The organism is Desulfovibrio litoralis DSM 11393 (assembly GCF_900143255.1).
Classification (GTDB): Bacteria; Desulfobacterota; Desulfovibrionia; order Desulfovibrionales; family Desulfovibrionaceae; genus Frigididesulfovibrio_A; species Frigididesulfovibrio_A litoralis.
Window position 1 is genome coordinate 296,134 of record NZ_FRDI01000002.1, and the last position, 25,435, is coordinate 321,568.

At 36.4% G+C, this 25,435-nt stretch carries 24 protein-coding genes; 17 read left to right on the forward strand and 7 right to left on the reverse strand.

Translation table 11 applies throughout. The annotated features are described in order from the left end of the window. Window positions 1-80 precede the first annotated feature (80 nt). Entirely contained in the window at window positions 81-1,379 is a 1,299-nt protein-coding gene (locus tag BT999_RS01245) for a PD40 domain-containing protein (protein ID WP_072695670.1), read from the forward strand. A 411-nt stretch (window positions 1,380-1,790) separates the two neighbouring features. Here BT999_RS01245 and BT999_RS01250 read toward each other — a convergent pair whose 3' ends face one another. Beyond that, window positions 1,791-2,396 carry a class I SAM-dependent methyltransferase gene (locus tag BT999_RS01250; RefSeq protein WP_218587503.1) on the reverse strand — a complete coding sequence of 202 codons (606 nt, stop codon included), beginning with the start codon at window positions 2,394-2,396 and terminating at the stop codon, window positions 1,791-1,793. 720 nt (window positions 2,397-3,116) lie between these two features. On the opposite strand from BT999_RS01250, the gene BT999_RS01255 reads away from it, so the two are divergent. From BT999_RS01255 to thrC, 15 genes are all read left to right on the forward strand, one after another. Continuing rightward, window positions 3,117-5,177, forward strand: coding sequence for a 1-deoxy-D-xylulose-5-phosphate synthase (locus BT999_RS01255; protein WP_072696104.1), 2,061 nt, complete (start codon window positions 3,117-3,119; stop codon window positions 5,175-5,177). 143 nt (window positions 5,178-5,320) lie between these two features. After that, window positions 5,321-5,812 carry a hypothetical protein gene (locus tag BT999_RS01260; RefSeq protein ID WP_072695672.1) on the forward strand — a complete coding sequence of 164 codons (492 nt, stop codon included), beginning with the start codon at window positions 5,321-5,323 and terminating at the stop codon, window positions 5,810-5,812. Between the two features lie 22 nt (window positions 5,813-5,834). Continuing rightward, window positions 5,835-6,560: a tRNA 5-(aminomethyl)-2-thiouridylate-methyltransferase MnmM gene (gene mnmM, locus BT999_RS01265; RefSeq protein ID WP_072695674.1), complete on the forward strand. Its 726-nt coding sequence runs from the start codon at window positions 5,835-5,837 to the stop codon at window positions 6,558-6,560. A 107-nt stretch (window positions 6,561-6,667) separates the two neighbouring features. Further along, a complete protein-coding gene (locus BT999_RS01270) occupies window positions 6,668-7,447 on the forward strand; it encodes a DUF3298 and DUF4163 domain-containing protein (protein ID WP_072695676.1) in 780 nt (259 codons plus the stop codon). 54 nt (window positions 7,448-7,501) lie between these two features. Next, a complete protein-coding gene (locus BT999_RS01275) occupies window positions 7,502-8,398 on the forward strand; it encodes a DUF2156 domain-containing protein (protein ID WP_072695678.1) in 897 nt (298 codons plus the stop codon). Window positions 8,399-8,469: 71 nt separating this feature from the next. Next, window positions 8,470-9,864 carry a glutamate--tRNA ligase gene (gene gltX / locus BT999_RS01280; RefSeq protein ID WP_072695680.1) on the forward strand — a complete coding sequence of 465 codons (1,395 nt, stop codon included), beginning with the start codon at window positions 8,470-8,472 and terminating at the stop codon, window positions 9,862-9,864. A 47-nt stretch (window positions 9,865-9,911) separates the two neighbouring features. After that, window positions 9,912-10,718: a response regulator gene (locus BT999_RS01285; protein ID WP_072695682.1), complete on the forward strand. Its 807-nt coding sequence runs from the start codon at window positions 9,912-9,914 to the stop codon at window positions 10,716-10,718. Window positions 10,719-10,960: 242 nt separating this feature from the next. After that, the gene (locus tag BT999_RS01290) at window positions 10,961-11,176 is read left to right on the forward strand and encodes a hypothetical protein (protein ID WP_072695684.1); all 216 of its coding nucleotides are present in this window, start codon (window positions 10,961-10,963) and stop codon (window positions 11,174-11,176) included. A 56-nt stretch (window positions 11,177-11,232) separates the two neighbouring features. Then, complete coding sequence (locus tag BT999_RS01295; protein ID WP_245790972.1) at window positions 11,233-12,093, forward strand: ubiquinone/menaquinone biosynthesis methyltransferase; 861 nt, start codon at window positions 11,233-11,235, stop codon at window positions 12,091-12,093. A 23-nt stretch (window positions 12,094-12,116) separates the two neighbouring features. After that, window positions 12,117-12,314 carry a DUF2065 domain-containing protein gene (locus tag BT999_RS01300; RefSeq protein ID WP_072695686.1) on the forward strand — a complete coding sequence of 66 codons (198 nt, stop codon included), beginning with the start codon at window positions 12,117-12,119 and terminating at the stop codon, window positions 12,312-12,314. A 30-nt stretch (window positions 12,315-12,344) separates the two neighbouring features. Continuing rightward, entirely contained in the window at window positions 12,345-13,196 is an 852-nt protein-coding gene (mqnB, locus tag BT999_RS01305) for a futalosine hydrolase (RefSeq protein WP_072695688.1), read from the forward strand. Window positions 13,197-13,249: 53 nt separating this feature from the next. After that, window positions 13,250-14,254: a polyprenyl synthetase family protein gene (locus BT999_RS01310; RefSeq protein ID WP_072695690.1), complete on the forward strand. Its 1,005-nt coding sequence runs from the start codon at window positions 13,250-13,252 to the stop codon at window positions 14,252-14,254. Window positions 14,255-14,334: 80 nt separating this feature from the next. Further along, window positions 14,335-16,713, forward strand: a complete 2,379-nt coding sequence (locus BT999_RS01315) for a ribonuclease catalytic domain-containing protein (protein WP_072695692.1) — start codon at window positions 14,335-14,337, stop codon at window positions 16,711-16,713. Between the two features lie 30 nt (window positions 16,714-16,743). Continuing rightward, the gene (plsY, locus tag BT999_RS01320) at window positions 16,744-17,418 is read left to right on the forward strand and encodes a glycerol-3-phosphate 1-O-acyltransferase PlsY (RefSeq protein WP_072695694.1); all 675 of its coding nucleotides are present in this window, start codon (window positions 16,744-16,746) and stop codon (window positions 17,416-17,418) included. 107 nt (window positions 17,419-17,525) lie between these two features. Next, window positions 17,526-18,965 (forward strand): threonine synthase, encoded by a 1,440-nt coding sequence (gene thrC, locus BT999_RS01325; protein WP_072695696.1) that lies wholly within the window; start codon window positions 17,526-17,528, stop codon window positions 18,963-18,965. Between the two features lie 529 nt (window positions 18,966-19,494). On the opposite strand, the gene BT999_RS01330 is transcribed toward thrC, so the two are convergent. The 4 genes from BT999_RS01330 to BT999_RS01340 all read right to left on the reverse strand — a co-directional run bounded on the left by BT999_RS01330 (window position 19,495) and on the right by BT999_RS01340 (window position 21,854). Next, a complete protein-coding gene (locus tag BT999_RS01330; protein ID WP_072695698.1) occupies window positions 19,495-20,052 on the reverse strand; it encodes an acetate uptake transporter in 558 nt (185 codons plus the stop codon). A 200-nt stretch (window positions 20,053-20,252) separates the two neighbouring features. Then, on the reverse strand, window positions 20,253-20,624 hold the full coding sequence (locus BT999_RS01335) for a hypothetical protein (protein WP_072695700.1): 372 nt from the start codon (window positions 20,622-20,624) through the stop codon (window positions 20,253-20,255). Window positions 20,625-20,626: 2 nt separating this feature from the next. Further along, complete coding sequence (locus BT999_RS12690) at window positions 20,627-20,749, reverse strand: hypothetical protein (RefSeq protein WP_281246528.1); 123 nt, start codon at window positions 20,747-20,749, stop codon at window positions 20,627-20,629. 10 nt (window positions 20,750-20,759) lie between these two features. Continuing rightward, window positions 20,760-21,854, reverse strand: a complete 1,095-nt coding sequence (locus BT999_RS01340) for a YeiH family protein (RefSeq protein ID WP_425429654.1) — start codon at window positions 21,852-21,854, stop codon at window positions 20,760-20,762. Between the two features lie 294 nt (window positions 21,855-22,148). On the opposite strand from BT999_RS01340, the gene BT999_RS01345 reads away from it, so the two are divergent. Beyond that, window positions 22,149-22,814, forward strand: coding sequence for a hypothetical protein (locus BT999_RS01345; protein ID WP_072695704.1), 666 nt, complete (start codon window positions 22,149-22,151; stop codon window positions 22,812-22,814). A gap of 101 nt (window positions 22,815-22,915) precedes the next feature. Here the strand turns inward: BT999_RS01345 and BT999_RS01350 are convergent, their stop codons facing one another. Beyond that, a complete protein-coding gene (locus BT999_RS01350) occupies window positions 22,916-23,677 on the reverse strand; it encodes an indole-3-glycerol-phosphate synthase (RefSeq protein WP_072695706.1) in 762 nt (253 codons plus the stop codon). Between the two features lie 34 nt (window positions 23,678-23,711). Continuing rightward, on the reverse strand, window positions 23,712-25,388 hold the full coding sequence (gene trpD / locus BT999_RS01355; RefSeq protein ID WP_072695708.1) for an anthranilate phosphoribosyltransferase: 1,677 nt from the start codon (window positions 25,386-25,388) through the stop codon (window positions 23,712-23,714). Window positions 25,389-25,435: the final 47 nt, after the last annotated feature.

Genomic DNA, 25,435 nt, shown 5'->3' on the forward strand with positions numbered 1-25,435 from the left:
GCGTATTCTGCGAACGATTTTTATATACAAAGGCATTAATCTTAAATTACTATTTAAAATATATGAGGTTTAATTTTTAAATGAAAAAAATTACGACTGTTTTTTTATGTTTCTTCATCACTCTTTTTGGAATTTTGAATAAAGCAGAGGCTAACCCGGTTCAAATAGACATTTTTGGACCAAGTCAGTTTGTAGTGAATATTGCTATGGCTGAGTATCAGGGTAGTGCTCCGGCGGCGGCTAATGTTGAAAAATATATTAAAGAAAACTTATCTTTTTTACCTTTTGTAAAGCTTGTAGACCCTGCGTCTATTTTAGGCGGAACAAAACTTGATGCTATTAATGGACCCACCCTTGATTATAAACGTTTTCAACTTGCCGGTGCTGATATGTTGATTACCGCAGGTTGGTTTAAGAAAGGTGGCGAACGTCCTTATGTTGAGTTACGCACTTTTGAAGTTATGACCGGAAAATTGATTTTCGGTAACGCCTATTATGATGTTGAACCTTCTAAGGCGGGAGAAATTGCCGATCGTTTTTGTTCTGATTTGATGAAAGCCATGACAGGACGCGGAGAATTTTTTAGAAGCACTTTGGCGTTTGCAAAATCACGAGATAAGAAAAATAAAGATATTTGGGCTGTGCGTCCTACCGGGCGTGATCTGCGTCAATTATCAAAACTTCCCGGCTTGGCTATGTCTCCTTCTTGGTCGCCTGATGGACGTTATGTTGTTTTTACTCATATTGATGACCGTACCCACGCTCTTGGTGTTTGGGACAAAAAAACTCGTCAGGTACAACGTATTAAATTTCCCGGAAATACAGTAATCGGACCGGCTTTCTTGCCTGATAACCGTGTTGCCGTTAGTTTATCAATGGGAAGAAATCCAAGTATTTATTTATTGAGCCATTTGTTTAAAAAAGAAACTTTGTTAGAAGATAGTCATTTTATTGATGTTTCTCCGTCTTTTGATGCAACGGGAAAGATTATGGCGTATTGTTCAAGCCGTTTAGGTAGCCCGCAAATCTTTGTAAAAAATCTTGGTGGCGGTGGCTCTAAAAGAGTTTCTACGGGTGGTTACAACACAGACCCATCTATTAGCCCTGACGGAACTTTAGTGGCTTATGCTAAAATGACTGATGCAGGACACCGTATCTTTGTTTATGATATGGTTACAAACACAGAACGTCAGGTAAGTTTTGGACCGGGTAATGATGAAGAACCTTCTTTTGCCGGCGACAGTTATTTCCTTGCATTTAGTTCTACTCGTGGTGGCGTAAAACAGATTTATTTGGTTACTCGTCAGGGTGGTGATGTTAGAAAAGTTCCGACAGGTTCGGGTGATGCCTCTTTCCCTGCTTGGGGTTTAACCGATTAGTTGAATAATTATTTAAAATTAAAATAAGCGTAACAAAAAAGAGGTTGGTGTTTGATCCAACCTCTTTTTTATTACCATTGCAAAACTCAGTTTTGTGTACTTTGGTTATCGTTTTATGCGATGTAAAAACGCCTTAAGTTACAAAAAAAAGCACTCATTTTATAGGAAAATTAAATTTTCCTTTATTTCGAGGGTTTCACCCCCGAAGCCCCCAAATCCACTGGCAGGCAAAGCCAGCCTAGTGTCTTATTATTTCGAGGGTCTCACCACGAAGCCTCCCCCAAGCGTCTTAAGGGCCACTGGCAGGCAAAGCCAGCCTAGTGTATTTATACGTGTTTTTCGGAGTGTCTTTTTGACGAAAGCGAGTAAGAGGCTGTTATGTAATAGTCTATTTTTATTGTATATATTTTTTTACTGTTTAAGAGCTTTTAAAATTTGGATGCGTGCCGGCGGAAGGTTGGCCCAAATGATTTCGTTTGCAGATTCATAAAAACCGTGTTGGATAAACTTTTTAGTATTATATAATGCATAAGTAAATTGAATGACAATGCCATCAGGTTCCAAAACTTTGAGCCATTCTTGAGTAATTGCTTTGACTAAATGATTGGGAAAAGCCCGCAAGGGCAAGCTTGAAACTATTGCATCAACTTTAGAATCTTTGGGTAATAAAGCAGATAAATTGGCGGCATCTCCTTGCAATATAAAAGCATTTGGAAAGCGTTTTTGCAGGTGTAGTGCAAAATTCGGGGCTTTTTCAATAACCATCAATCTTTTTGCTATTGCTTCATTTTTTAATAAGGCTTGAGTAACAACGCCTGTTCCTGCTCCAAGTTCAATAACTAGCCCTGAGCCTTTATTTACTTTCGTCGCCATATGTCTTGCGAGTTTATTTGAACTGGGGCAAATAGAACCGACAGAGCCTGGCTTTTTACAAAATTCTTTAAAAAATAGCTTTGTATTAGAATTATTAACCTTGGAATAAACATTGGAGAACAAGGGGTGTTGTCGCATTTTCATAGTTAAAGATTCCTTTTGTATCGACGGCAAAACATAAAAGTTATAATAAGCAAACGTATGTTTTCTTATGATTGTTTGTTGAAAAGCATATTAGACGTTTACTTTTCTAAGTTCGGATATATAATAATACAAATTGATATTTTTGCAATCTGCTTTTTATTGGGATTTCATCATGGTTTTAGCAATTTAGATACTATTGCGCAATAGTATCTAAGTGGCTTTCGCCAGAAAAAGACTCCGGAAAGACACTCCAAAAACCAAGAATAAAAACTATAGGTTGAATTTGCCTGCTCGTAGACCTTAAAGCTCTTGCGGGGCTTCGGGGGTATCCCCAAAAACAAAGGTAAAATTTAATTTTTCTGTAAAATGAGTGGTTTTTGTGGCTTAAGACGTTTTATGTTGTGTATATAGAGCATAAAACGATGATAAAAGTACGCAAAACGGAGTTTTGCAATGGTCTTATTTACGTTTATTTTGTTTTTATTGTCTCTTATATTTCTTTGATTTTGATGTTTAGGTTCTTTTGACCTTAAGCATTTGTAAATTATTATGTTAAATTAATTTGCGTTCAAATAAGATTGGTTGTAATATTTGCTGAAAGTCTTTATACATGATCAGTCAAATTTCTTTAATTCACATCATTAAAATAGGTCAAATATGGCAACTCAACACACTTTGACGCCTTTTGTCAGTCCAATATTGCCTCGCACTCAAGACGTAATCAATACAACGAAAAGTGGTTCTTTGTTGTCTCAAATAGATAACCCGAGTAAGGTAAGTTGCTTGAGTTATGAAGAGTGTGCAAAACTGGCTGAAGAAGTCAGGGATTTAATTATCCATACCGTTTCTCAAAACGGTGGACATTTAGCTCCGTCTTTGGGCGTTGTTGAATTAACTATTGCCTTATTAAAAGAGTTTGACTTTAATCAAGATAAAATCGTCTGGGATGTTGGACATCAGGCGTATGCATATAAGATTTTAACGGGGCGTGCCGAGCGTTTTAGTTCTTTAAGAACTTTTAAAGGCTTAAGCGGTTTTCCAAAATTAAGCGAAAGTAAATATGATCATTTTGGAGTAGGGCATTCTTCCACCTCTATTTCCGCCGCTTTGGGTTTTGCTTTGGCAAGAGATTTGGAAGGGAAAAAGAATCATGTTGTTTCTGTGATTGGCGATGGTGCTTTAACTGCCGGTTTGGCGTTTGAGGGTTTAAATCAAGCTGGGCATCTAGGAAAAAAACTTATCGTTATTTTAAACGATAATGAAATGTCTATTGCAAAAAATGTTGGTGCCTTATCATTGTTTTTGAGCCGCGGCTTGTCTCGCTCTTGGGTTAGACGCATGAAACATGAGGTCAGAGCTGCCTTAAACTCTATTCCGGGAATCGGCGAAGACTTGGTAAATTTTGCCATTAAAAGTGAACACGGTTTAAAATCTGTTTTTACTCCGGGAATGTTGTTTGAAGCTTTAAACTTTAAATATGTCGGTCCTGTTGATGGGCATAATTTACATGCACTTTCTGATGTTTTAAAAGTTGCGAAAGATATTGATCAGCCTGTGTTGTTGCATGTTTTGACCAAAAAAGGCAAGGGCTATAAACCGGCTGAGATTGACCCTTCGCGCTTTCATGGTATAGGTAAATTTACGCTTGAAGAAAAAACACATGACGATACCTTACATAAAGATGATGCTTTGGGAGCTTCCGGAACTATAGAAAAACATAGTGATACTCAAGTTTTTGAGCCTTTAACAATTGAAAAGGTTCAAGCTAAAAACGTTAAAAGTTTTGAAGCGGATATTCCCAGTTATACTGATGTTTTTGCTCGTACTCTTTATGCTTTGGCGGAAAAAGATGAGCGTATTGTCGCTATTACTGCCGCTATGCCTGAGGGAACAGGGTTGACTGCATTTTCCAAGGCTTTTCCCGAACGTTTTGTTGATGTGGGAATTTGCGAACAACATGCCGTAACTTTTGCCGCCGGTTTGGCGTTGGAAGGTTTACGCCCGATTGTGGCAATTTATTCTACCTTTTTACAAAGAGCCTATGATCAGGTCTTGCATGATGTTTGTCAGCAAAATTTGCCTGTGGTTTTTTGTCTTGATCGAGCCGGTCTTGTGGGTGAAGACGGCCCGACCCATCATGGAGTTTTTGATTTGGCATATTTAAGGCATATTCCAAATTTAACGATTATTGCCCCAAAAGATGAAGCCGAATTACAGGCCGCAATGGTTTTTGCTTTGAAAGCTAAAACGCCTGTGGCTTTAAGATATCCCCGAGGGAAAGGTGTTGGAGTAAGCTTATATCCCGAACCTTATAGTCTTGATTCTATTCCGCCTTTGGAGTTTGGTATAGAAAAAATGCAAAGCTTTAAGGTTAATTTAAGCTCAGAAGTTGAGAAAGAAAAAACTTCGGTTGCGGTTTTTGCGTTGGGCAATATGGTTTATCCAAGTTTTGAAGCTGCCAAATTACTTAAAGCCGAACAAAATATAAACGTTGATGTTTATAATATGCGTTGGGTTAAACCTCTTCCTGAAAAGGAATTGTTTGTTTTGGCTGAAAAATATGATAAAATATTAATGGTTGAAGAGAATGTTTTAGCCGGCGGTTTTTCTTCTGCCGTGCTTGAATTGTTGTTAGACAATAACCTATTGAACAATAAAAAAATTAAACGCCTGGGTATTCCCGACAACTATGTTGAACATGGTTCTTGTCAATGTTTAAGAGAGTTACTTGGGCTTGACGTTAAGGGTATTAAAAGAAATATTTTAGAATTAATAGCTTGATTTTATTATTTTTTTATTGTTTTGATACGTCGAGCTTGCTTTAATATGTTTGTTATTTTAAAGTAGTAGATAAATAGTTTGTTTTAATTATTGTGTCATCTTAATTTGTTAATACATTGAACTGTGAAATAATCGGAGTAGTTATGAGTGATGCTTTTTCTTTGGCAGTACGTAAGGTCTTTGAAGTAATGGTTTTTGAAAACTGGTTACGTTTTTATTTTATCTCAGAAGAACAAGGGGCGTTAATGCTCCGCTTGCCTCAAGAAGCCGAAAAGAAAATTAAAGAACATTATCCTGCTTTTGAGGGTTTATTGGCGGAACTTCAAGACCAAGAAATAACTCACGAGCGTTCCATAAATGCAATTTGTATGTTTATTGCGGCTCAACAAGACCTTGAAAAATCAGGTATTCCAAGCGAAAGCATTTTTGACAGTATGGCTTTTCAAGTTGAGATGCAACTTTTTGGTTCATGGGTTCAAAGCCACGAAGAACAGCTTGATACTACTTTTATGGATTTAAGAACTTGGTTGAAACTTTATGATGAATGGAAAAAAACTCCAAAAGTTCAAGAATATATTGCACAAATTCAAAATCAAGAACAGAGAGTCGTAAAAAATTGCGATACTGTGCAATAGCTTTTTATAAGGTATAAAAATTTTGCATAAAGCTTTAATTTTATCAGATGTAATGGTTTATTCTCAAGATGCCGTGATAAAGAGCCTATCTGTTTTGTCTAAAAAACAGACAGCAGGTGGGTTGAACCGTGATCCTTTGCAAAATTCGCTTTGTCTGGTTGATGCGACTGCCGGAAACGGTTATGATAGCCTTTTTATGGCGAATGCTTTAAATAAGCTGAACTATGATAAAAGCGTTTTGGTGCATGCCTTTGATGTTCAGGAACAGGCATTAAAAAATACTGAACAGCGTTTGAAAGACGCGGCTTGTTTAGAGCGTGTGTGTTTACATTTAAAGAGCCATAGCCTAATTTTGGAGGCTTTGAGTGCAAAGTTTTTAAGCCAAGACCAAAAGCAGTTTGAGAGTTTTATTGGCGTTGCCATGTTTAATTTAGGTTTTTTACCGAGAAGCGACAAGTGCATTATTACAAAAGAGGAAACTACTTTATCCGCTTTAAAGCAACTTTGTTTTGGGTTTAACTTAAACTTAGAAGCGAATAAAACGGAAAAAAATATACCCTTGATTGTTTGTAACGGTTTGATTTCTATTCATTGTTATGCAGGACACGAGGGCGGAGAGCTTGAAACCGAAGCTGTTCTAAAATATGTAAAAAGTTTGGATAGTCGTATTTGGAAGGTTTTTTTATACGAAGAGTTAAATAAATATCGCAACAGAGAGTTGTTGATTTTAATAGAGCGTTTAATTTAATCTTATTTTCAGATAATTTAGCTTGTTTTTTATTTTTAAGTTATGTTATTCTGAACGGGATTTATTCTTGTGTTATTTTATGCCTTATCTGTTTTAGTGAGGGGTATATGGATTATTTAAAAAAAATATTCAGCTTTTTGTTTTGTGCATATATGGTGTTTGTTGCTGTTGATTGCTTTGCCGTTGATATAAAAGCCAAGGGAGCTTTTCCCATACCTTTTACTCTTGACTCAAGAAGTTTTAACGGAACCAAGGCGAGCAACACCTTAAACTTTGACGATATTAAAAATGCTTCTTTATCAAAAAAAGAACCTCGTATTAATATCGAAATTGTCTATCCCGTTACCGGAAATCAGATTATCGATCTTGAACTGGCAAATTGGGCAAACAATCAGATGAAAACTTTTTTGGTTGAATCAGAAGAGTTTAAAAAAAATGATCAGGCTAACTTTCAGTATTCTTTAGATATTACTTATAAAATCTTTCATACTGACAATACCCTGTCGGTTATTTTTAATACGAGCACCTTTACAGGCGGGGCTCACCCGGTTAACGGGCAAATGCCTTTTATTTTTTATCTTAATGATGCTAGTCGCCTAGATTTGCTTGATTTATTTAAAGCAGATGAAAAGGAAGTAGTTACTCTTTTGGCTAAATTGTGTTATCAAAATTTAAAAGAAAACTTGGCTAAACTTGGTTTTGAGATGGACGATGAATCCATTCCGCAAGAACTTGAGACTTTTTCGGTTTTTGCTGTTGATAAGTTTGGTTTAACCATATTTTTTGAACCATATCAGGTTGCACCATATTCTTTTGGTTTTCAAACCGTTACTATTCCTCTTAAGTCGTTGGAATCGCTGAAGCCACGTATGGAATTTTGGCAGTAAAGAGAACTAATTATATCGGTTTTTATTGAAATTTTAATTATTTTGGAGCTTTTAATGGCAACTTGTTTTAATTCACCATGCCAAACCGAATTTGTTTCGGTTAATCTTGGTGATGCCAATAAATATTTACAACTTCATGCACTATCAGGGACTCGAGCCTCTGATTACAGTCTTGGAAATTTATGGGGCTGGGCTGATTATTACGGTTTGGAGTGGGGTTTTTGTCATAGTTTGTGTTGGATCAGGCAAACACGCCCCGAACCTTGTTGTTGGTCGCCAATAGGCGATTGGAAGAATATTGATTGGACCGCTTTTGCTATTGCTCCCGGAACTAAAATTATTCGTGTGCCTGAAGAATTGTTAAATATTTGGGAAAAAGCTTACGCAGGACGTTTGCAAGTAGAAGAGAGTAGGGGGCAGTGGGACTATATTTATAATAGTCAAGAGCTTGCTTCTTTAAAAGGAAATCGTTTTCATAAAAAACGTAATCATTATAATAGCTTTTTAAAAAGTTATGAATATAAATATACACCAATGAGTCAAGATTGCGTTGAAGAAGTTTTGGTTTTGCAAGATCAATGGATACAGTGGAGAGAAGACCACGATTCAGCGATGTTGCTTGCGGAAAATGAAGCCGTTTATCGTGTTTTAAAACACTGGGAAGATATTCCAAATTTAAGCGGTGGAACTATTCGCATAGACGGAAACTTGGTTGCTTATACCGTCGCGGAACCCTTGGCTGATGATACTCTTGTTATTCATTTTGAAAAAGGTAAAAATGAATATAAAGGAATTTATCAGGCAATCAATACGCTTTTTGCACAAGAAATAGCGAACGATTATCAATTTTTAAATCGTGAACAAGACTTGGACGACCCGGGTTTAAGAAAAGCCAAAGAAAGCTATAATCCCGTTAGTTATGTAAAAAAATATACTGTTTCTTTTAAATAAAGATTATATTAAAAATATTTAACCGATTAATTATTAAAGAAAAATTAAAAATATAATATATGGAGTTTCCCTTGACTAAAGTCATTACTCGTTTCGCACCAAGCCCCACGGGGCATTTACATATTGGCGGAGCCAGAACCGCAATTTTTTCTTGGTTATTGGCAAAGCATTTTAACGGTGAATTTTTATTGCGTATAGAAGATACTGATTTTGAACGTTCCAAACAAGAATATACCGACTCTATTTTGGCATCAATGGCTTGGCTTGGTTTAACTTGGAGCGGAGAGACGATTTATCAAAGTAAACGCTTGGCGGTTTATAACGAATATGTGGATAAGTTGTTAAGTGAAAATAAAGCCTATTGGTGCAAATGTACTCCGCAGGAGCTTGAAGCCAGAAGAGAAGAGGCAAAAGCCAAAGGTGAGGCGTTTCATTATGACGGTCGTTGTCGCTCTTTGAATCTTGAAAAAGGCGAAGGATACGCTGTTCGTTTGAAAATTCCTAGTTCCGGAATGGTTCGTTTTGATGATTTGGTTAAAGGGCAGATTGCGATTGATGTTAACGAGCTTGATGATATGGTAATTCGCCGTGCTGACGGAACGCCGACTTATAATTTGGCGGTGGTGGTTGATGATGCGACTATGGGCGTGAGCGTTGTTTTGAGGGGTGATGACCATGTTTCCAATACGCCAAAACAAATTTTGATTTATGAGGCTTTAGGGTTTAAACAGCCACAATTTGGACATGTTCCAATGATTTTGGGTGCTGATCGCCAAAAACTCTCAAAGCGTCATGGTGCCAAGGCGGTTATCGATTATAAAGAAGACGGTTTATTGCCCGAGGCTTTGGTTAATTATTTGGTTCGTTTAGGTTGGTCGCACGGAGATCAAGAGCTTTTTAATACTCAAGAATTAATAGAACTGTTTACAACAGACCACTTAAATAATTCTGCCGCCGGTTTTGACCCTGAAAAATTGCTTTGGATTAACGCTCAACATTTACGCTCAAAAAGCCCCGAAGAATTATATCCTTTATTGGAAGAATTTTTAAATAAGCTTGGGTTGAATACTTTTGATAAAGAGCTTATACTAAGGTTAATTCCTCTGTATCAACCAAGGGTAAATACGCTTGTGGAGCTAGCGGAAGCCTTACGCCCGGCGTTATCTTCTCTTGATAAATTGGAGTATGAACCCAAAGCCGCGGCTCAGTTTTCCGATGAGGGAAAAATGCGCTTAAAAGCTTTATCTGATTTATTAACTCAGATTGATGACAAGGGTTTTGATGTCCCTGCGGTGGAAAATTGCATACATAAATATGTAGAAGATAATAGTCTTAAATTTAAACAAGTTGGACCTGTTTTAAGAGCGGCTTTAACCGGACAGAGCGGCGGACCGTCTTTGCCTGAGTTTATGAGTGCTATCGGGAAAAACAACACTTTGTTAAGGATAAAAAAAGTATTACTTTAAAGTATCTTTTTGTATTTTATAATCATATTACTTTTGGGGTTTTAAAAATGTCTGATGCAACCGGTGTTTTGATTATTGAAGACAGTCCTGTGCAGGCAAAAATAATTCGTAAACAAATAGAGGCTCTTACCCAATTTAATTGTGTCTGTGCTTATTCTTTAAACGAGGCTGCAGATATTTTAAAGCGTCAGGGTAATAACTTTTTTATTGCGATTGTTGATTTAAACTTGCCTGATGCCCCTGATGGTGAGGCTGCTGATTTATGTTTGGCAAGCAATCTTACTACAATTGTTTTAACCGCTACTTTTAACGAACAATTGAGAGCCGGGTTTATTGATCGTCGGGTTGCCGATTATTTCTTTAAAGGTAGCATTGATGACATGGAACCGCTAGTAAATAGCATAGAAAGAATTTATCGCAACGGCAAAGTCAAAGCCATGGTGGTAGATGATTCTAAAACTCAGCGTCATATTATTCGTCACCTGCTTGAAGTTCATCGCTTTACGGTTTTAGAAGCCGAAGACGGTATCGACGCATTGAAAAAACTTAAAGAAAATCCTGATATTACAATGATTATTACTGATTTCCAAATGCCAAAGATGGACGGACTTGAACTAGTTAGAGAAGTTCGGAGAAAATATCGCTCATATCAGTTATCAATTATTGGTGTATCTTCAGCAGGTTCAGGGTCTTTAACGGCACAGTTTTTAAAAAACGGAGCAAACGATTTTTTAACCAAGCCGTTTGAAGTAGAAGAATTTTATTGGCGGGTTAACCAAAACATAGAAACACTTGAAGTTATGTCGGCTTTGAAAGAATGTCGTAAAGTTATGAACGAAGCTCGTGATAGTTAGAGTATAAGCAACATTTTTTCTTAGAAATATTTATGTTTTAACTATGCTTATTCAAATTTCAAACTCAAATTTTTATTTGGCTTGAATTGATTTGCAGGATTGGAATAATTTTGTTAAAAACTCTAAAAAAAGGGAGTGGCTTTAAGGTTTCTTCCTTTACCCGTCCAGACTTTAGACCGCGGTGGTCATAAAGCCATTCCCATCGGGCGGGTTTTTTATTTATAAAGTTGATCGAGATCATAATGGATAAGTTAGAAAAAGAAGTTATACAAGTTACTAAAGAGTTGGTTGTAAAATTTATTGAAGCCGGAAGGGTTTCGCCGGCAAATTTTAACGAAGTTTTTCGCCAAACTTATAGTGTTGTCTCTGATACAATTTTACATTCAACGAAAGATAATAGCTTGAAAAATGATGCAAAAGTTAAAGCCGATAGCTCAAATGAGACACACACAAAATAGCTTGTTTGTATTATAATAAAGAGAGACTGTTTGAAAATAAGGAATAATATTCGGCTATGAAGCAAACGTCTGAAATTTTATCAGCACCCAATCCCAAAAATATCGATAGTTTCCCTAATGTTACACCAGACCAAGAAGTAAACGAGAAGCGAGATAAAAAAAATAGTGCGTCTCAAAATGTTTGTCCTGATCCTTTTGCTCAGGGAATAAACTCTATGTTTGGGCGTATTGCAAACTCGTATGATTTTTTGAATCATGCCTTGAGTCTCGGAGTCGATTTGTATTGGCGCAAGGTATTGGTTAATGAACTCTTAAAAGATTTTGATTTAGATAAAAAAGATACTTTAAAAGTTTTAGATTTGGCAACCGGTACTTTTGATGTTGCCCTTTCGTTATATCGAAATACACTTAAATATCAATCACTTAAGTTAAATATTGCGGCGATTGACTTATGTACACCCATGCTGATTGCAGGCAAAAACAAACTGTTAAAAAATAAAGCCGAAAGTAAAATTTTTCCCCTTACCGCAAACGGAGTTTCTCTTCCTTTAGCTGATAATAGTATGGATTTGGCGTGTGTTTCGTTTGGAATTCGCAATATTTCACCTAGGGAAGCCTCGCTTGAAGAATTTTTTAGAGTCTTAAAGCCCGGTGGAAAACTTTGTATTTTAGAGTTTGGTTCAGCTAAAAAACCTATTTGGGGCGGATTTTATAATTTTTACTTAAATAAAATACTCCCAAAGGTCGGAGCTATTGTTTCAGGTGATAAAACCGCCTATCAATATCTGGCGGAAAGTATCAAAGCTTTTCCTTTGGCTGATGAACTAAAAAGCGAAATTAGTAAGGCGAACTTTAAACAAGTAAAATATCGTTCTTTAAATGCCGGTATTGTTTACCTGCATTCTGCTTATAAATAATTTAAAAACAAAGCGTAAGAAATATGGAATTAAATTGGCAGTTATTAATTACCGCATTGGGTTTAGCACTGGTTTTTGAGGGTGCTTCTTATGTTTTAATGGCAAAAAAAATGCGTAATTTATTGATAACTTTATCTTTGGCGAGTCCTGATGCTTTGCGTTTTGGCGGATTGCTTTGTATGGCGTTTGGAGTTCTTTTGGTTTGGTTGGTTCGAGGATAGTCTTTGACCTTTAGAATGCTGTAGTTGCTTATGACACACTCTTTTTCAGAACATTTTTCGTCTTTGAATCTTGACGCTCAACATTTTTTGATTGTTGTGGCGACTAATTTAGAACTTGAGGCGGTTTTTAGAGAAAGTAAATTTCAAGATCAAGCTCCGGTTCACCTGATTGATGGTGGATTTAAAACAATTTTATATAAAAGCAATACCTATACCTTTTTAGTTTGTGGAGTTGGACCTTTAAACGCAAGTTTTTATTTGGGAAAATTTTTAGGGCAATTTACAAACGCCTTTAAAGACAGCAAAATAAATTTTAATTTAATTATAAATTTTGGAATAGCCGGAAGCTATGATTTAACGCTATTACCTTTAGGTTCTGTTATTTTAGCAAACTCTGAGCTGTTTCCTGAATATGGTTTGCGTTTAGATAAGTTAGCAGATCCAAAGGCTTTGGGCTTTCCGCTTTTTCGAGAAGTTCCCTTGCAATCAGCTTGTAACCCTGATCTTGCTTTAACCGAACAAATTGTTTGGAATAAACTCAATTTTTTAAGCGAAAAAGATTTGCAAGACTTGGCTTTAAAGGTTAATCTTTCTTGCTTGAGCTTGATAAAAAAAGGGCTTGGAATAAGTGTTGCCGGCGTATCAGGCTCTTTTGAAAGAGCGGAAGAGTTAAAAAAAGAATACGCTCAAACAAAAGATGAACTTCTTTTTGAAAATATGGAAGGTTTTTCTTTGGGTTTAGCTTCACTTCAGCAAAAAATTCCTTTTTTGGAATTAAGAACAATTTCTAATTTAGTGGGTTCAAGAAAAAAAGACGATTGGAATATTGCTTTAGCTTTACAAACACTTAGCTCTGTGGCAAAAAAAATTTTATGGTACTGAGTTTATGTTTAGTTTTATAAAAAAATAACTTTTGAATTAACTTAGGAATTTGCATGTCTTTAAGTTTAATGGCTTATATAGATCAAGGGCGTTTAGAGCTTGAACCGGTTTTAGAACAAGAAATTTTTAATTTTTCTCCGTTAATTCAACCTGTTTTAAAACATATTCTTTTAACCGGCGGTAAAAGAGTACGCTTTTTATTAGTAAAATCAGTATATACCTTGTGTTCTCCCAATAAAGAACCAAATGAAACAGAAAAACAAAAATATTTAAAACTTGGTTTGGCTCTTGAGCTTTTACACGCAGCCAGTCTTTTGCATGATGATGTAGTAGATAATGCTGATTCTCGTCGGGGTCAGGAAAGCACACATAAAAAATTTGGTTTGGGCTTAACTGTGTTAGCAGGCGACCTTTTGCTTGCCCGTTCTGTCCAACTTGTTGCCGACTTGCAAGTTCCCGTTTTATCAAAAATATTTTCTCAAGCCATTATAGAAACCGCACAAGGCGAGATCAGCGAACTTAATTTTTTAAAAAATATAGAATTGAGCGAAGCGGAATATTATAAAATTATTGAAGGTAAAACCGCTTGGCTTTTGCGTGCCTCCTGTGAACTTTCTGCTTTGTTGGCGTGTGCGGAAGAAAAAACCGTAACTGCTTTAACGGAATATGGACTCAATTTAGGGCTTGGCTTTCAAGTTGTCGATGATGCCTTAGATTTTTCGCCCTCTTCAAAAGATACGGGTAAACCGGTTGGTGGAGATTTAAGAGAATGTAAGTTAACTCCGCCAATACGCATGTATTATCAAAGTTTAAATGTTCAAGCGGCGGAAAAATTTGCAGAAAAATTTCAAGGCAGTGGGTTTAGCGAAGATGAAATTAAAGATATTACAAAAGAAATCGCTAAACTGGGCTTGGAAGAAAAAACCAGAGCTATCGCTGAAGGTTTTTTAAAAAAAGCCGGTGCTTCGCTTAAACCTTTAAGTTTGGAACAACAAAGTAAAGATGCATATAAAGTGCTTTACGCCTTACTTGAATATATTCGTAATCGTAAGGGCTAGCTTTTACAAAATAATTTTTTTGATAAAAACAATCTTAAATATACTTGCAGGTAATAAAACCTTGACCCAAGGCATGATGAATGAATGATAATTTAACTCCAAAACCTTTAAAAATAAATACCGTAGTAGAATTTTTACAAGATAATATTCCGCAACAGGCTTGGGTTTTGGAAATAGAAGAAAATAAAGTACGTTTATTGGCTTTAAACTCACGAGAAATCAATATGCCTTTGGGGCGTGTGTTACCTTGGGGAAGAGTTGAATATTCCGCACAAAAAAGTAAAGAAGATATTTTTGCTTTGTTGCGTTTGCACCAAAAACGCAGACAGTCTTTAACTCAAGGTATTAATCCGCTTTTGCTTTGGGAATTAAGCCATGCCGAAGAAAAAATTGCGTCTGCCGAATGGTTTGCCGAACTTGCCTTTGACAAAATAGCTGAAAACTGGCTGGCAGATGGAGTTGCCGCCGTTGGACAAGTTTTGTTGCAGTGTAAAACTCATTTTAAATTTAACCCGCCTGTGTTTGAATTGTATTCTAATGAACAGGTGGAAGCACGTCTTGCTAAAGAAAATACGGAAAAGTTGCAAGCAAGCTTAGTTGAAAGAGGGCAAAACTTTTTTAAAGCGTTGTGGGAAGTACATTTAAGAAATCGCTCGTTATCTGATGTTTTAAAACAGTTTACTCTTGAACCTGAAATTGTGAAAGTTTTGTTTGAACTGCTGCAGGAAGCCGTTGCTTCTCCGCTTAAAAAAGAACAAAACGAGCTATGGCGTAAACTTACAAAAAGTTTGGGAGACGGACAACACTTACCCTTGCAGTTGGCTCAAGCATGGGGTTTATTGCCGAGTCATTATAATTTTTGGTTTGACCGTGCCGGATATGACCCCAACTTTGAGTGGAACAAAAATTTTTCTGCGGAACTTGAACAAGTTAAAGAAAAAATTGATTTTTTTTCAAAACAAGAGGCATTATTTTCGGCTGAACAGATTGCGTGCTTGCAAGAGGACAATACACAAAGCGAAAACTCTCCTTGGTCAAAACTTGTCAGTATAGATAGCCAAAGTACTTTGGATATTGATGATGCTTTTTATCTTGAAGAAAATGAAGTTGGGTTTAAAATTTATTTTGCCTTGGCGTGTCCGGCTTTGTTTTTTGATGTCGCAACACAGATTGAAAATTTTCATGGCAATCAGCTCTCTTTAATTAACCAAATCTTTTTTAGAGCGAGTAGTGTTTATTTGCCGGAAGGCAGTTTCCATATGTTGCCGATTGAGTTGGCAACAGACCTCTTAAGTTTAGTAGCGGAGCAAAAACGTCCGGCTTTATTGGTTGAACTTTGTCTAAATAACAATTGTGAAGTTTTATCTTGTAAACCAACGTTTGGACTAATTAAAGTTGCGGCTCGTCTGAGTTTTGAAGAAGTAGAGACTGTTTTAAATCAAGCGACTAAAGAGCAAGGCAGTATGCCTGAAAGCAAACTTGTTGACAAAACGTTGTTAAATAGATTTGAAATGTTGCACCGAGTGAATAATTTGGCAAGCAAGCTGAATGCAAAACGTATTTTCAATGGTGCTGTTATTATTCAAAAACCCGAAACTGAAATAAAAATCACAACAGAAGACGGAGAAGCGGTAACGAATTTTTATTTTAATAGTCTTCGAGTAGAAGAGCTTGAAGCGTTAAAATCAAGTAAGACGTGGGCTGCTTTGGATAAAGTTAAGGTGAGTGTTGGGCTTGCGGTTGAAAATCCTTTAGCCTTTGATCTGGTTGGCGAATTAATGATTTTAGTCAACAGTGCATTGGCAAAATGGGCAAAAGAAAATGAATTGCCTTTGTTTTATCGTACCCAAGATGTACAAGTTCCTGATGAATATGCCGGAGTTTGGAAAGAACCGGCTGATATTGCTCGTATTGTTAAAGGTTTAAGCGGGGCTCAACTTGAACTTAGTCCCAAAAGGCATATTGGAATTGGAACAGAGGCTTATGCCACTTTTAGTTCACCGCTTAGGCGTTATGTTGATTTAATTAATGAATATCAACTGATAGCTAAGTTGTGTTCTCTTGACCCTGCTTTATCCGAACATTTATCAAGTTTAAATCTTAAACCTAAACTGTTAAGCTTGGAAGAATTAAAGAAAATATCTAGCAGTTTGGTTAGTCATACAGATGCCACTATGCAGTTACAACGATTTAGGACTCGCTATTTAAAATTGCTTGCGTTAAAACAGGCAAATGAAGTAAACAACGAAGATTGTTGGCAGCCGGCTACTATTACGGATATAAGAGATTATTTTGTTTTTGTGTCTTTAGATACGGCTCAGATTATTGTTAGAGGAAAACGCAGTAGCTTTGACTCGCAAATAGTGCTTGGGCAAAATGTTTTAGTTCGCCTTACACGTATCAATCCTTTAGCTAATGAAATCAATATAGCTGAAGTACGTTTGATAAACTTTAACTAGCTTTAGATGAATTTTGTTTGAGGAGAAAAGATGTCGTCATTGGAGTTGTTCTTGGAGAGGAGTGGATTACTCTGGATTATTGGGGCATATCTTTTAGGTTCTATTCCTTTTGGTTTGATTATCGCTAAAGTATTTTGTGGAATTGACCCACGCACAGACGGCAGTCGTAATGTCGGCTCTACTAACGTTGCCCGCTTATGTGGTAAAAAATATGGTTTTTTAACTTTATTTTGTGATGCTTTAAAAGGTGCTTTACCTGTTTGGTTCTCTCAAGGTGTTTATATTTCATATGGATTTAATCGCATGGCAGAGACGTTTAATATGTCTTCCGATGCTGTGCTTGGAAGTTTGGTTGCGTTAGCTTGTATTGTTGGGCATTCTCGTTCGATATTTTTAAAATTTAAAGGTGGTAAGGCTGTTGCCACAACCGTTGGAGTCTTTATTCCTTTGGCGTTTTGGCAGTTACTTTTTGCCGGACTTGTCTGTATTTTGGTTATTTTAAAAACTCGTTTTGTTTCGCTTGGCTCTTTGGTTTTGGTTACTTTGCTACCTATTGCCTTAGCTGTTTCAGGCAAATACGACCTTTTGCCTTTGGCGTTAATTATTAGTGCCATTGTTTTTATCAAGCATAAAGACAATATTCAGCGTTTATTAAATGGCGATGAAAAACCTTGGATTAAAACGAAAAAAGATGAAGACAATTAAAGTTAAAGCTTGTCTTTACAAAATATATCTAACTTTATATGATTATGTTGTTGGCTAAAATAAAAAAATAAATGAAATCTTAATTTTTAAGGGGTTGAAATATAAAGATGAATACTTTTCCTAAATATCGTGGACGTATGCAATATAATTGTTTGTCTTGTTCCGCAACTTTTCCTGCTGATGAATTGCTCTATACTTGCCCTCAGTGTGGCGGAGTATTTTTATTGGAAGATTTAAACCAAGATACTCTTAAACAAGATAATGCCAAAGCTTGGCAAGAGCGTTTTGACCAAAGGGCAGCCACAAAAAATACTGCTTTACGTGGTATTTTTCGCTTTTATGAATTAATGGCTCCAATTTTAGAAGAACAAGATATTGTTTATTTAGGCGAAGGAAACACTCCGATTATCGAAGCTTCTCCTGCTTTACAAAAAGAAATAGGCGGGCGTTTTGCTTATAAAAATGACGGGCAAAACCCGAGTGCCTCTTTTAAAGATAGAGGTATGGCTCTCGCTTTTAGTTATTTAAAAGCTATGGTGCGTAAACATGGTTGGAGCGAAGTTTTAACCGTTTGTGCTTCCACAGGCGATACTTCCGCCGCCGCCGCTTTATATGCTTCTTATGTGGGCGGTGCGATACGTTCAGTTGTTTTATTACCGCATGGTAAAGTTACGGCTCAACAATTGTCTCAACCTTTAGGTAGCGGAGCAACGGTTTTAGAACTTCCCGGTGTGTTTGATGATTGTATGAAAGTTGTTGAATATCTGGCTGAAAATTATCGTGTGGCCTTGTTAAATTCAAAAAATGCTTGGCGTATTTTAGGACAAGAATCTTATGCCTATGAAGTGGCTCAGTGGTATGATTGGAATTTAGACAATATTTGTGTCTTTGTACCTATTGGTAACGCCGGCAATATTACGGCGTTAATGTCCGGTTTTCTTAAACTTCATAAACTTGGCATTATTAAAAAATTACCTCGTTTATTTGGTGTGCAGTCAAGCCACGCTGACCCTGTGTTTCGCTATTACGCCGAAGATAAAACAAAACGCCAATTTAAAGCCGTGAAGACAACGCCGAGTGTGGCACAAGCCGCCATGATTGGAAACCCGGTGTCGTTCCCCCGAGTGCAAAAACTAGCCGAGCGTTTTATTGAAATTGGCGGAGAAGCGAGCTTTAACGTTATTCAGGTTAGCGAACAAGAAATAATGGACGCTATGTTAACCGCTAATCGCAACGGTCATATCACTTGTACTCAAGGCGGAGAATGCTTCGCCGGTTATAAAAAGGCTTTAGCGAGTGGCTTAGTGAAACCTGAGGAGTTAGCTGTTTTAGACGCTACCGCACACGCTTTGAAGTTTGCTGATTTCCAAAATATGTATTTTACTGATAATTTCCCTGCTGATTATCAGGTTAAAGCAAAAAGCGAATTATGTAATAAACCTAGTTTGTTACTTGAACAAAAAGTAAAAGATGAATTATCAGAAGAGGCGTTTACTCTGGCGGCGGCTCAGGCTGTTGTAACGAAACTTGGCTTAAACAAAAAGTAAGTTATTATAGAGACTATCGCCAATAGGCTCAAAGTGTCTTTCGTTAGAAAAACACTCCAAGAACCACGAATAAGGACAATTTAATTTTCCTGCAAAATGAGTGTTTTTTTTGGATTACGACGATAGCATAAAGCGATGATAAAGAACGCAAGACAGAGTGTTGCAATGGTCTTTATATAGAGATATAAAGAAAAAAGCACAAAGAGTATTTGTTAAAGATACTTTTTGTGCTTTTTTGTATTCTTTTTATTCTAGTAAGATAATTGTAAAGCCTGCGTTTTGCGTTCTTTGTCATCGTTTTATGCTCTTTTTGCGTGCAGCATAAATATCTTAAGTTACAAAAACCACTCATTTGAATGGAAACATAAATTCTCCATTTTTTCAGGGGCGATACCCAAAACCACTAAGTATACTGGTATGAAAAGCCAACCTAAATTTATGATTCGTGCTTTTAGGATTGCTTCCTGACGGAAACAACTTTGAGGTTATTGTGAAATATTCTTAATTTTTTTATCATAAAGCTATACACCTACAATGGTAAAACTACACGTCCGAATTTTTCGTTTAAGATAATCCCGGCAGCCTCATAAAAAGCACAAAAACCACAAAAAATACCTTCGTACCCTGCGATGGTGAGTAAGGTTTCGCTTCCCGTAAAGTTGTGTGCGGCGAGTAGCCAAAATAAAATAACCAAAGAACCAAAAATCATTTTGCCAATGGTATTACCGTGTAATGTTCCTAAGAATAACACAAAAGTAAAAAGCCCCCACATAAATAAATACCAACCGAGTGCAAGCGGGTCTGTTTTAGGCAGGTTAAGCCCCGGGGCTGTCCAGATAAATACTAAAGTTAACCAGAAAAAACCGTAAGAAGTAAAGGCTAATGCACCAAAAGTATTACCTTTTTTAAATTCCATAATTCCGGCAATAATTTGAGCCATTCCGCCATAAAAAATGCCCATGGCCATAATCATCACATTAAGGGGATAAAACCCGGCATTGTGAATATTTAATAAAATTGTGGTCATGCCAAAACCAAATAAACCCAGAGGAGCGGGGTTGGCGATTAAATTAAGACGTTGTTCCATTGTAATTGTTTTCCCTTATGTTGTTTTGCTGAAATTTTAAGTTTGACTATTTGCTGAATAATAAAACTTTAAAAACTGAATAATGATTTTTGATAAATTTAGCAAGAAAATATGAGTTTAATCACCACTAATAAAAATAACAGCTTACACTGCAAAAGAGTATAAGCTGTTATTTTATTTGGATATAAAAGATTTTAATCTTATTTTAAGTTACTTGGAAGCACCAGAAGTTTTGCATAATTTTCTTTTAATTTTGTAAGACATTCTTTTACGCCTTTATCGCCGTAAATAACCTGTATTGAAACAGAAATAGAATGTGGTTCTAAAAAGTCAATTAGTGGTTTGAAAACTTCTTGTGCGGTTGTCATATCTTGTTTTTCAACATATTTGATAAAGTCATATGCCGCTCCGGCAGTGATCAAAGTGTCTACTCGTCCGTAATGTTGTAAATCGATAGGACAAACATAAAATCCGAGTATTTGTACTTGATTGGCTTGAGCATATTTCAAGATAAAATCATAGTCGCTATATTTCGGGATATTTTTCCCGATAAAATAAGCTACGCAACTCATTATTATTGAGGTGGTAAAGCCGGTGTTGACAAAAGTACAACCAACTTTGCGATTAATACCAAGCTAATGCCACATACAATCACGACAATGTCTTGGCGTCTGCTTTTAGATAATTTATTCCACATAATGTTCTCCTTAGTTTAAGAATGTTAGTACAACAAATAGTGCAAGAGCCGCTTTTATTGTTGCTACAACGAAGCCTAAAACTAAACCAGATAAGCCAGCGGCTTTAATATCTGCAAGGCGTGTCGTAAGACCAATACTAGCAAAACCTAAAAGGAAGCACCAGTCCATAAATACTGTGGCTTGTTTGACTTCTGGTTTTGTAAAAAATTCAAAGGTGTTAAGTAAAACAACCGCAATAAAACCAAATACAAATACGGGGAACTTGTCAATAATCATTTGCATTTTGTTAACGCCTGCCATGTGATCCTTAACTTCTTCGTCTTGGGTGGCAACCATCATCGCAAGCATAAGAACAACGATAGGCAAGAACATAACTCGTCCAATGTTATAAACACCAGCGATATGTGCAGCATTAACTCCCGTGGCATCAGTAAAAGCAGCACCAGCAGCGAGCACTTGAGCTGAGTTTATTATTCCGACCCCGGCAAAAGCCCCAAACTGGTTAGCAGAAAGACCAAAATAAGTTCCAATGTAAGGGAAGACAATAAGGGCAAGAAGACCAAACATAAGAACAACGGCGATGGTGTATGCCATATCTTCATTTTTAGCACGCACAGCAGGGGCAATCGCAATAGCAGCAGATACACCACAGACAGATAAGCCGGCGGCAAGGCAGGCACCTAGTGCGGGTGGCATGTTTAATTTCCTGGAAAGCAACATAAGGATAATAGCTGAACTAAAAAGGAAGATTGCAATAATGATTAGGGCTTCAGAACCTGTTTTAATAAGACTTTCAAAAGAATATTTTACACCCATAACCACAATACCGGTTTTTGTTAAAATAGTAGAGAATTTTAAACCAGCTTTAAATATTTCAGGAACGCCAACTGTATTTAATATCAACATACCCAAGAGAATCGCTACGATAAAGTTGCTGATACTAAGAGCTTTGATTGCTGGGTGTAGAGCTGTAATTTTTGGTGTGATGTACCATGCAAAAACTGCAACCGAAACAAAAAGTAAAACACCGGGAATAGCCTTCATAATTCCATCGATAGCAGTGGTATTGCTGCTTCCTTGTTGATTCATTTGACACCTCTCTATTGGTTTGTGATAAAAAGTACATAGCCTTGACTTAACTATGTGTATTTATTCATTTTATTGTATATATACTTTAAAGAAAAGTCTACTTATTTTCACAAGTAGGTGATGAGTGTAGTATGATTTTTTATTGAAAATTCTCAAAAAAAAGTAGCTGTTTATAATATTTTATTTTGTAATATCAGTATATTATTCTCTGTTTTTTTTATTTTGACAAAGATTTAGTTTGCGTTAATATTTTTTTGTCTTTTTTATAAAAAACGTTTTTTTGTATGATTTTAATGTGAGGAGTCTGTGATGGTTTTAAAAGAGAGCAAGTTATTGTGCTTTTTTATATTTGTCTTATGTTTTTTTGTCGCTCATCAGGCATTTGCAAGAGAGAACGGGAGTTTTAAGGGGAAATTTGGTCCGGTGGTGCTTTCTTGTGGTGATTTTTCTTTGAAAGTGCCTAAAGGCTATGCCTGTGGTTATTTTATCGAGAATAAAGTCTATCTTGATTCAAATAAAGAGAGAATTGGAATAAACGATAAACTTATGTATGTGAAATATAGCACGTGGACTGTGCCTGAGGCATGGGTATACGTTCTCAGTATTCCCAAAAGTGATACGCATAAACCCGGTAAACGCTTAGAAACCATGAAGCTTTTCTATGAAAATGCGACTAAGGCGGGTGGCTATAAAAAGATTGTTGCTTCTGAGGAAAAAGTTTTTAATTCTGTCTCATGTGTAGAATATATTTTATTGACTGAATCTAGTTCTGGATACTTTGAGGACGCTACTAAAGAAGAGTGGTATTCCGTGGCGGTTTTTGGCTATGAACTGATTTCTAAGCCGGAAGATAAATATCAGACTTTTGTTTTTATTGACCCTTTAAAAAGAGAAAAATTAACTAAAAATATTAATGAAACTGATGTGCGTAAAAAAGAAGCCGAACGTATTATGTCGACTCTTAAATTACTTTAAATATTTCAATAAAACAAAAGGCGTATTGAGGTTGTTGATCACTCTTTACGCCTTGTTAATCCTTAATAGATTGAATTAATTATTTTTTGTGAATAGAGATATTATCTTAAAAGCGTACTTAAAGTTGCTGTTAGATTATTCCCTTTCATCAACGCACTTCCAATTAAAGCAGCGTCAAAACCTAAAGATATTAACTTGTTATATTCTTCAGGTGTTGAAATTCCGCTGGCACTAATCCAAAGTTCACCGTTTTCTTTGTGTGTAATGAGTCTTGATGAAGTTTCAAGGTCTATTTTTAGTCGATCTAAATCTCGGTTGTTTACTTGAATAATTTGAGCGTTAAACTTTTTTGCTCTTTCCAAGTCTTTTAAATCAAAAACCTCACAAACCGCTTCGAGTTTAAATTCGGCACAAAGTTTTAGCAATTCTTCAAATTCATGATCATTTAACATGCGTACAATCAATAAAACGGCTGAAGCCGGTGTGGAGGCGGTTGCGATAATTTGTAACGGCGACAAAATAAAATCTTTTCTTAGCAATGGTAAGCCTGTTGTGTTTGCTCTAAATAAAAAATCTAAATCACCTTTAAAATAATCGCTTTCGGTTAAAATTGAGATAGCGGCGGCTCCGGCGGAAAAATATTTTTCAACGGCTTCTTCAGGGCTGATATTTAAGTTTATATCGCCCAAAGAAGGCGAAGCTCTTTTATATTCTGCGATAATTGCCGTTGGATATTTATTTTTTAAACTGTTTGTAAAAGAAGGACGTATATTTTGATAAGGCGTTGGCAACTTATTTTCTTTTTCAAGTATTTTTAATGCGTTTATTTCTTTTTCTTTGGCTATGCGAAACTTGTTTAACATTATTTTTTCCTTTTAAATAAAAATTTCTTATACGTTACTTTGTGTTATTTGAAATAAATTTTTTTCCGACGCTGCTTTTTACTGCGTCTTTGGCTTCTTGCATGCATACTGTGATTGCCTTGCTACGGTTTAAAATATGTAAGGCTAAACCGACGTTAAAGGCAAGCATGTCCTGCATGGCTTTTGGACCTTTTCCTTGTAATAATTCTTTTAAAACTTGGGCGGCTTGTTCCGGGTCTGTAACTTTTAAATCTTCGTGAGTACAAGGTTTAAAACCATAAGCTTTAGGATCTAAAACTTGAGCTTGCATTTTGGAACCTTCAACAAAGATTACTTGTGCCGGTCCTATTGGTGTAAGTTCGTCATAACTTCCGCAACCGCAGATTACGGCTCCTTGACTGTGTCCATCTAAACTTAATGCCCCCGCCAAGAGCGGTAAGAGTTCAGGGTTTGGTACACCTATCATATAATAAGGTGGGCGAGCGGGGTTAACCAATGGTCCTAAAATATTAAACATGGTTCTAATTCCGAGTTCTCTTCTGATAGGCATTACGTTTTTAAAGGTTGGGTGAAAGAGTGGGGCGAATAGAAAAACAAATTTATCTTTTTGTAGCCGAGGATAAATATCTTCGGGAGGCAGATTTAGCGGAATTCCTAATACTTCCAAAACATCAGCACTTCCACAACGAGAAGAAACAGAACGGTTGCCGTGTTTTAAAACTTTGTGTCCCATTCCGGCAAGAATTAGGGCTGTTCCTGTTGAACAGTTAAAAGACGAATGTCCGTCGCCACCTGTTCCAACAATATCTATCACCGTTTCTTTAATAATTTTATCTTTATGAGGAATTTCCACACTTCTATCAAGCACACAGTTCATAGCCTGAAACAACTCGCTAGGGGTTTCGCCTTTCATGCGTAAGGCTAAAAGTAGGGTCGCCGCCTGTGTATTGCTGAGTTCTCCGTCCATTAAGCGAGAAAAAACCTGATACGCCGTATCTTCCGCAAGGTTTTGCCCTCTTGCCAGTTGTTCGAGTATCTCATTAATTGGAACAGGTACGGATCTTTCTTTTAACTCGGTTGTTTCAAGGTTATTTTTTTGTTCATTTAGTAAATATGGTGTTTTATTGTTTTGTATTTGTAAGCTAAACTCGGCAAAGTTTTTTAAAATACGTCCACCTTGCGGCGTTAAAACCGACTCAGGATTAAATTGTATCCCAAACCAAGGACGTTTTTTATAAGCTAACGCCAGACAAGGAAACTTTTCGGAACTGGCGATACATTCAAACTCAGGGTTATTGTCTGAATTTATTTTAAATGATGTATATAAACCGGCAACCATTTTAGGCGATATTCCTCTAAACAGGCTTTCTCCATCATGCGAAACAAAAACTTGGCGACCGTGCATGATCTGCGGAATAAGCGTTGCACCGGAAAAATCGGCAAGTATATGATGCCCTAACCCTATTCCCAAAACCGGTATATTATTAGGTAGGCTACTTAAAAATTGTTTGCAAAAACCTGTATTCCCCGGGCGATTAAAGCCGGAACTTAAACAAACCGCTTTTAAGTCTTTGTTTGTGGCTAAAGCTAATAACTTTGGATCATCATTTTGTATTACTTTGGCTTTATCGAAATATGGAAGCTTTAACTCGGCAAAAGCGTGAACCAAATTAGCAGTAAAAGAATCGTAATTATCAATAATTATAAACATTTTTTTATTATCCGTTTGTTTTATTTGTGTTGAATGATTTGCTCTTT

Bases quoted from the DNA above. Each gene is read 5' to 3' on its own strand.
- plsY (WP_072695694.1), top strand. From the start codon at position 16,744: ATGTCGTCATTGGAGTTGTTCTTGGAGAGGAGTGGATTACTCTGGATT.
- BT999_RS01250 (WP_218587503.1), bottom strand. From the start codon at position 2,396: ATGAAAATGCGACAACACCCCTTGTTCTCCAATGTTTATTCCAAGGTT.
- BT999_RS01335 (WP_072695700.1), bottom strand. From the start codon at position 20,624: ATGAGTTGCGTAGCTTATTTTATCGGGAAAAATATCCCGAAATATAGC.
- BT999_RS01350 (WP_072695706.1), bottom strand. From the start codon at position 23,677: ATGTTAAACAAGTTTCGCATAGCCAAAGAAAAAGAAATAAACGCATTA.
- BT999_RS12690 (WP_281246528.1), bottom strand. From the start codon at position 20,749: ATGTGGAATAAATTATCTAAAAGCAGACGCCAAGACATTGTCGTGATT.
- BT999_RS01345 (WP_072695704.1), top strand. From the start codon at position 22,149: ATGGTTTTAAAAGAGAGCAAGTTATTGTGCTTTTTTATATTTGTCTTA.
- mqnB (WP_072695688.1), top strand. From the start codon at position 12,345: ATGACACACTCTTTTTCAGAACATTTTTCGTCTTTGAATCTTGACGCT.
- BT999_RS01290 (WP_072695684.1), top strand. From the start codon at position 10,961: ATGGATAAGTTAGAAAAAGAAGTTATACAAGTTACTAAAGAGTTGGTT.
- BT999_RS01270 (WP_072695676.1), top strand. From the start codon at position 6,668: ATGGATTATTTAAAAAAAATATTCAGCTTTTTGTTTTGTGCATATATG.
- BT999_RS01275 (WP_072695678.1), top strand. From the start codon at position 7,502: ATGGCAACTTGTTTTAATTCACCATGCCAAACCGAATTTGTTTCGGTT.
- BT999_RS01285 (WP_072695682.1), top strand. From the start codon at position 9,912: ATGTCTGATGCAACCGGTGTTTTGATTATTGAAGACAGTCCTGTGCAG.
- thrC (WP_072695696.1), top strand. From the start codon at position 17,526: ATGAATACTTTTCCTAAATATCGTGGACGTATGCAATATAATTGTTTG.
- BT999_RS01315 (WP_072695692.1), top strand. From the start codon at position 14,335: ATGAATGATAATTTAACTCCAAAACCTTTAAAAATAAATACCGTAGTA.
- BT999_RS01245 (WP_072695670.1), top strand. From the start codon at position 81: ATGAAAAAAATTACGACTGTTTTTTTATGTTTCTTCATCACTCTTTTT.
- BT999_RS01260 (WP_072695672.1), top strand. From the start codon at position 5,321: ATGAGTGATGCTTTTTCTTTGGCAGTACGTAAGGTCTTTGAAGTAATG.
- BT999_RS01300 (WP_072695686.1), top strand. From the start codon at position 12,117: ATGGAATTAAATTGGCAGTTATTAATTACCGCATTGGGTTTAGCACTG.
- trpD (WP_072695708.1), bottom strand. From the start codon at position 25,388: ATGTTTATAATTATTGATAATTACGATTCTTTTACTGCTAATTTGGTT.
- BT999_RS01295 (WP_245790972.1), top strand. From the start codon at position 11,233: ATGAAGCAAACGTCTGAAATTTTATCAGCACCCAATCCCAAAAATATC.
- BT999_RS01310 (WP_072695690.1), top strand. From the start codon at position 13,250: ATGTCTTTAAGTTTAATGGCTTATATAGATCAAGGGCGTTTAGAGCTT.
- BT999_RS01330 (WP_072695698.1), bottom strand. From the start codon at position 20,052: ATGGAACAACGTCTTAATTTAATCGCCAACCCCGCTCCTCTGGGTTTA.